The 6,631-nt window shown below is 62.8% G+C and carries 3 protein-coding genes; all 3 read left to right on the forward strand.

What is annotated here, in order from left to right:
* A partial coding sequence (locus QDY28_RS30385; protein ID WP_331384818.1) for a DEAD/DEAH box helicase family protein occupies positions 1–3,593 on the forward strand: 3,593 nt, incomplete at its 5' end.
* Positions 3,594–4,142: 549 nt separating this feature from the next.
* The gene (locus tag QDY28_RS30390) at positions 4,143–5,897 is read left to right on the forward strand and encodes a ParB/RepB/Spo0J family partition protein (RefSeq protein WP_331384819.1); all 1,755 of its coding nucleotides are present in this window, start codon (positions 4,143–4,145) and stop codon (positions 5,895–5,897) included.
* 95 nt (positions 5,898–5,992) lie between these two features.
* Positions 5,993–6,469 (forward strand): hypothetical protein, encoded by a 477-nt coding sequence (locus tag QDY28_RS30395; RefSeq protein ID WP_331384820.1) that lies wholly within the window; start codon positions 5,993–5,995, stop codon positions 6,467–6,469.
* The last annotated feature ends 162 nt before the right edge of the window (positions 6,470–6,631 follow it).

Consider the following 6,631-nt stretch of genomic DNA (forward strand, 5'->3'; position numbering starts at 1 on the left):
TCAAGAAGCTGATCCCGATCCGCGACGCCGTCCGCGAGATCGTGAAGGCCCAGGAACTGGATCGCCCGTGGCGCGATCTGCAGGTACGTCTTCGGATTGCCTGGTCGAACTTCGTTCGCGACTTCGGGCCGATCAATCACACGACGGTCTCGATCACCGAGGACACCGAAACCAGGGAAGTGCGCGAAACGCATCGCCAGCCAAACCTCCAGCCCTTCCGCGACGATCCCGATTGCTGGCTGGTCGCCTCCATCGAGGACTATGACCTGGAAACCGACACGGCAAAGCCCGGGCCGATCYTTTCCGAACGGGTGATCTCGCCCCCTCCCCCGCCCGTCATCACGTCCGCGGCCGATGCGCTGGCGGTCGTATTGAACGAGCGTGGTAGGGTCGATATCGAGCATATCGCCGAACTGCTACACATGGATGCCGACTCCGCGGTCGATGAGCTCGGCGATGCCATCTTCCGCGAGCCAGTGGACGGTTTCTGGCAGACCTCGGACGCATATCTCTCCGGTCCAGTCCGGACGAAGCTCACTGTCGCTGAAGCGGCCGCCGCCCTCGATCCCGCCTTCGAGCGCAATGTTCGCGCACTGCAGGCGGTGCAGCCGACCGACCTCAGTCCGTCTGACATCACCGCACGCCTCGGCGCTCCCTGGATTGCGGCGGCTGACGTGGTCGCGTTCGTCAAGGAGACGATGGGCGCCGATGTCAGGATCCATCACATGCCCGAACTTGGCTCATGGACGGTCGAGGCGCGGCAGCTTGCCTACAGCGCATCGGGCACGTCCGAATGGGGCATGAGCCGCCGGCATGCCGGCGAGCTGCTMGCCGACGCGCTGAACAGCCGCGTCCCGCAGATCTTCGATGTCTTCAAGGACGTCGACGGCGAGCGCCGGGTGCTGAACGTCGTCGATACCGAAGCCGCCCGCGACAAGCTGCAGAAGATCAAGGAGGCCTTCCAGAATTGGGTCTGGACCGACCCTGATCGCACCGACCGGCTAGCGCGCGTTTACAACGACCGCTTCAACAACATAGCGCCGCGAAGGTTCGACGGTTCCCATCTCCAACTCCCTGGCGCCTCTGGTGTCTTTGTTCTTTACGGGCACCAGAAACGCGGCATCTGGCGGATCATTTCGTCCGGCTCCACCTACCTTGCGCATGCCGTCGGCGCCGGCAAGACCATGACCATGACGGCGGCGATCATGGAGCAGCGGCGGCTCGGGCTTATCGCCAAGGCGATGCTGGTCGTACCGGGCCATTGCCTGGCCCAGGCCGCGCGCGAGTTTCTCGCCCTCTATCCCAACGCCCGCATTCTCGTCGCCGACGAAACCAACTTCACCAAGGACAAGCGGGCTCGCTTCCTCTCCCGCGCCGCAACTGCCACCTGGGACGCAATCATCATCACGCATTCGGCCTTCAGATTCATCTCGGTACCGTCCGCGTTCGAACAGGAAATGATCCAGGACGAGTTGCAGCTCTACGAGGACTTGCTTACCAAGGTCGATAGCGACGACCGGGTCTCGCGCAAGCGGCTCGAGCGCCTGAAAGAGGGTCTGAAGGAGCGCCTGGAATCGCTCTCTACCCGCAAGGACGACCTGCTGACCATCTCCGAAATTGGCGTCGACCAGATCATCGTCGACGAGGCGCAGGAGTTCCGCAAGCTTTCCTTCGCGACCAATATGTCAACACTGAAGGGCATCGACCCGAACGGCTCGCAACGCGCCTGGGACCTTTATGTGAAGTCCCGTTTCATCGAGAGCAAAAATCCCGGCCGCGCTTTGGTGCTGGCGTCCGGCACGCCGATCACGAATACGCTCGGTGAAATGTACTCGATCCAGCGGCTGCTGGGCCGCGACGCCCTGCATGAGCGCGGGCTGCATGAATTCGACGCCTGGGCATCCTGCTTTGGCGACACGGCCACCGAACTCGAGATCCAGCCCTCCGGCAAATACAAGCCGGTCAGCCGGTTTGCATCCTTCGTCAACGTGCCCGAGCTGATCGCCATGTTCCGTTCATTCGCCGATGTCGTCTTGCCCGCGGACCTCAGAGAGTACGTCAGGGTTCCTGATACCTCGACTGGTCGCCGGCAGATTCTCACTGCCAAGCCGACACCTGCCTTCAGGGCCTATCAGCATATTCTCGACGCCCGCATCAAGGCGATCGAGATGCGCGAGGGGCCGGCCGAGCCCGGCGACGATATCCTGCTCTCGGTCATCACTGATGGCCGCCACGCGGCAATCGATCTCCGGCTTGTCGTCCCGGCCAACGACAACGAGGTGGACAACAAGCTCAATCTCCTGATCCGCAACGCATTCCGCATATGGCGGGAAACGGCAGAAAACACCTATCTCCGTCCGGACGGCAAGCCGTTTGACCTGCCTGGCGCCGCGCAAATGATCTTCTCCGATCTCGGCACCATCAATGTCGAGAAGACCCGCGGCTTCTCGGCCTATCGCTGGATCCGTGACGAACTGGTCCGTCTCGGCGTGCCGGCTAACGAAATCGCTTTCATGCAGGATTACAAGAAGACGGAAGCCAAGCAGCGCCTGTTCGCGGACGTTCGCGCCGGCCGGATTCGTTTCCTCATCGGATCGTCCGAAACGATGGGCACCGGCGTCAACGCCCAGCTCAGGCTCAAGGCCCTTCATCACCTCGACGTGCCGTGGCTGCCCTCGCATATCGAGCAACGCGAGGGCCGTATCGTGCGGCAGGGCAACCAGCACGATGTCGTCGATATTTTCGCCTACGCAACCGAGGGGTCGCTCGACGCCTCGATGTGGCAGAACAACGAACGCAAGGCGCGCTTCATCGCGGCGGCGCTCTCCGGCGATACCTCGATCCGCCGCCTCGAAGATCTCGGCGAAGGTGCCGCCAACCAGTTTGCCATGGCCAAGGCGATCGCCTCGGGCGACGAACGCCTGATGCAAAAGGCCGGTCTTGAAGCGGATATCGCCCGTCTCGACAGGTTGCGCGCTGCCCATGACGACGACCAGTTCGCCGTTCGACGCCAGATGCGGGATGCCGAACGCGATATCGAGACATCGACCCGGCGCATCGCCGAGATCGGACAGGACATCGAACGTCTTGTGCCGACCACCGGCGATGCCTTCATTATCGCCGTCACGGGCAAGTCCTTCGAGGAACGAAAGGATGCCGGCCGGGCGCTGATGAGGGAAATCCTGACTCTGGTCCAAATGCAGCAGGAGGGGCAAGCCGTTCTTGCCTCGATCGGCGGTTTCGATCTCGTGTTCAAGGGCGAACGCTTTGGGAAGGGCGATGGATATCGCTACACGACCATGCTTCAGCGCACCGGCGCCGACTACGAGATCGATCTCGCCATCACCGTCACGCCTCGCGGCGCAGTCTCCCGGCTCGAACACGCCCTCGACGGTTTCGAGGTCGAACAGGACCGATATCGTCAACGCCTCCAGGAGGCTCAGCGACGGCTTGCCTCCTACCGTTCGCGAGACGGCGGCGCCTTTGCCTTCTCGGCCGAACTTGCCGAGAAACGCCGACAGCTTCGGGAAGTTGACGAGGCGCTCGCCGCCGAAGCGCGCAAAGATACCGAGCGCGCCGCAGAGGCGGCATGAGGACGAACGTGAGTGCGGTGAAGCATGCGCATAGCTGCATTGCACAATAAATGTTTTCCGTCTGGTCAAAAATCGAGCATTGTGCACGCAGCTGATGCACATGGCGGCTTTCCTCCCAGTTCCGCCGCAGCAGCTGTTCCCCTCTGGAGGTTTTTGACCTTCATACCTTAAGGGCCGCGGTTTTCCGCTGGCCCATTTTTTTTTGTCCAATCGAACGAAGAAATTTTCGGTTCCAAGCACGGCATTCGGGTCCATTCCCCCCGACCGCAACAGGCGGGCAGAAACGAGGGACCGAAAGAAAGAAGGAAGAAGGGAGAGGCACCCGTCGCAGATCGGTCTACCGGTTACCGCTGACGCTCAACCGCCGTCTCCGCATCCCGGCCACTCGTCCTTCGCAGGGCCCTGCCCCGCTCGCCCTTCGCGGCAGGGTTGCTCGACCGCAGTTGCACCCGGCCGCCCGCTCCGCGGTCCGGGAAGTGTCTTCAGGAAACAATGAAGGCAGGAAGGGCCGGCAAGGGTCGCGCCCAAATCCCTGAAAAGGAGCATCCCATGTATCTCATGAAGGTCGATCCGCGTGCATTGAAGGACAATCCAGACAACACGCGCCAGTCCAAATCGACGCCGCAGGCGGACGCCATGCTTCTCGCCACGATCAAGGCTGTCGGCATCATCCAGCCACTCGTTGTCTTCCCGGAGCGCGATGGCGGCAACGGTCTCGTCATCGAAGCGGGTCATCGCCGTCGCCGTCAGGCCGTCGCCGCCGGCCTCGAGGAGATCGACGTGATTGTCGTCGAGGCTGCCAACGACAATGGCGCCATGCGGTCGATGGTCGAGAATATCGCGCGTGAGCCGCTCAATCCGGTCGATCAATGGCGAGGTATCGAACGCCTCGTTGCGCTCGACTGGACCGAGGAGGCGATCGCCAGCGCGCTGGCATTGCCCCTCAGACAGATCAAGAAGCTGCGCCTCCTCGCCGGCGTGCTGCCGGCCATGCTGGACCAGATCGCGCTCGGCGACATGCCGTCCGAGCAGCAGCTTCGCACGATCGCGGCGGCAAGCATCGATGAACAAAAGGAGGTGTGGAAGGCCAACAAGCCGAAGAAGGGAGACACGGCACCGTGGTGGTCGGTCGCCAACGCGCTTTCCAAGAAGCGGATGTACGCCAAGGATGCCAGCTTTGGCGACGACCTGCGCCAGGCCTACGGCATCGAGTGGGTCGAAGATCTCTTCGCTCCCGCTGATCAGGACAGCCGCTACACCACCAATGTCGAGGCTTTTCTTGGCGCGCAGCAGGAGTGGATGACCAATAATCTCCCAAAGAAGGGCGTGGTCGTCGACGCCAACAATTGGGGGGAGCCTGACCTCCCCAAGAAGGCAGAACGCATCTACGGCAAGCCCGGCAAAGGTGACAGCACCGCCATGTATCTCGATCGCGAGGGCAAGGTTCAGTCGGTCCATTATCGGATGCCGGAAGTCAGGAAGCCTACGGGACAGACCGCGACGTCGGCTGACGGCTCGCCCGGGGCCGACGACGAAGCGACGGCGCCGAAGGCCCGCCCCGAAGTCACGCAGAAGGGCCAGGACATGATCGGCGATTTTCGCACCGATGCGCTTCACGAGGCGCTCGGGCGTGCATCCATCGAGGACGACATGCTGATGGCCCTCCTCGTGCTCGCCTTCTCCAGCCAAAATGTCCGTGTCGACTCGGGCTCCAACGACAATGTGTTCGGCACGAAGCGCATGAAACGCCATGCTGCCCGTCTCTTCTCCGGAGGGGGCAGGCTTTCGTTCGATATGGAGGCGGTTCGGGTAGCTGCCCGGTCCATCCTCATCGAGGTCCTGTCGTGCAGGCGCAACATCTCCAACAGCGGCGTGATCTCGCGTATCGCCGGCGAGGCGATCGGTGCCGACAGTTTCCTCCCGAACATGGGCACGGAGGAGTTTCTCGTGTGCCTGTCACGTCAGGCGCTGGAAGCGGCGGCCAAGGAAGTGAATGTGCTGCCCCGCGCCCGGGTGCGGGAAACGCGCGCGATGCTGGTCGATCACTTCAAGGAGGTGCAGTTCGTTCTTCGGGCTGCCCTCTTCACGCCCGATCCGAAGGAGGTCGCCGACCTGATGAAGCAGGCCGACACTCCTGACTATGATCGCGACGGTGACCCTGCCGCGAACTCGGACACCCATGAGGATGGCTCCGCCTCCGCTGCCGCTGGGTCGGATGTCGAGCAATCCCAAGAGCCGGCGGACGAGTTTGAGAGCGCACCTCTGGATGCGGACGAAACCGCCTACGGCATCGCGGCCGAGTAGCCACCCGGTGCAACCCCATCCATCAATTTCCGCCGCCGGCCATCACCGGCGGCGCTTTCGTTTTCATCACCCGCAGAAGCTGAAGGAGAAAGCTCATGTCTGCGTCCTTGATATACGATCTCGCCCCGATCGGCTCCATCGTCGCCTGGTCGGACGGCACGCCGCGCCCGCCGGCGCGCCACAAGAAAAAGCTGGCCGCCTGGGAAAACCGCAACAGCAAGGGCCGGCTGATCCGCAAGCAGGGCGAGCGCGGCGTCGGAAATGTCAGCCTGTCGCCCGATTTTACCTTGCATGAGGGCGATTTCGGCGGAGGCGGCGTGATTGCCATCCGCATCTACCGGACGTTCTCACTCAACAGCGAGCTGACATTCAAAGTCATCGAGCGCCCGGCGCTGGGATCGGTGCGTGTCTTCGACCGTGCCGGCGTGAACGCGGAGCTCGTCCATCTTGCGGCCAGTCGGCAGGCGGCCGAGGAATGGCTGACCCGCCACGGCTATCCCAATGCTGCGCTCGAGGAGGTGACCGCCGACGAGGTTGCCGCTGATCGCGTCGAAGGGAGGGCAGCGGCATGAGCAGCTCCTCGCTACAATCCTCCGAAGCCTCCACCCCTGAATTTACAGGGGTGGAGTTCGGCAGAAGCGCMGACGGCATGCCGGTTGCGCGTATCGGCGATCTCGTCTTCGCCATGGTGTCGGGGCGTGACGGCCAGTATTCCCTCGCCAGCGCCTGGCGGG

Source organism: Rhizobium sp. BR 362, assembly GCF_036528765.1.
GTDB lineage: Bacteria > Pseudomonadota > Alphaproteobacteria > Rhizobiales > Rhizobiaceae > Rhizobium.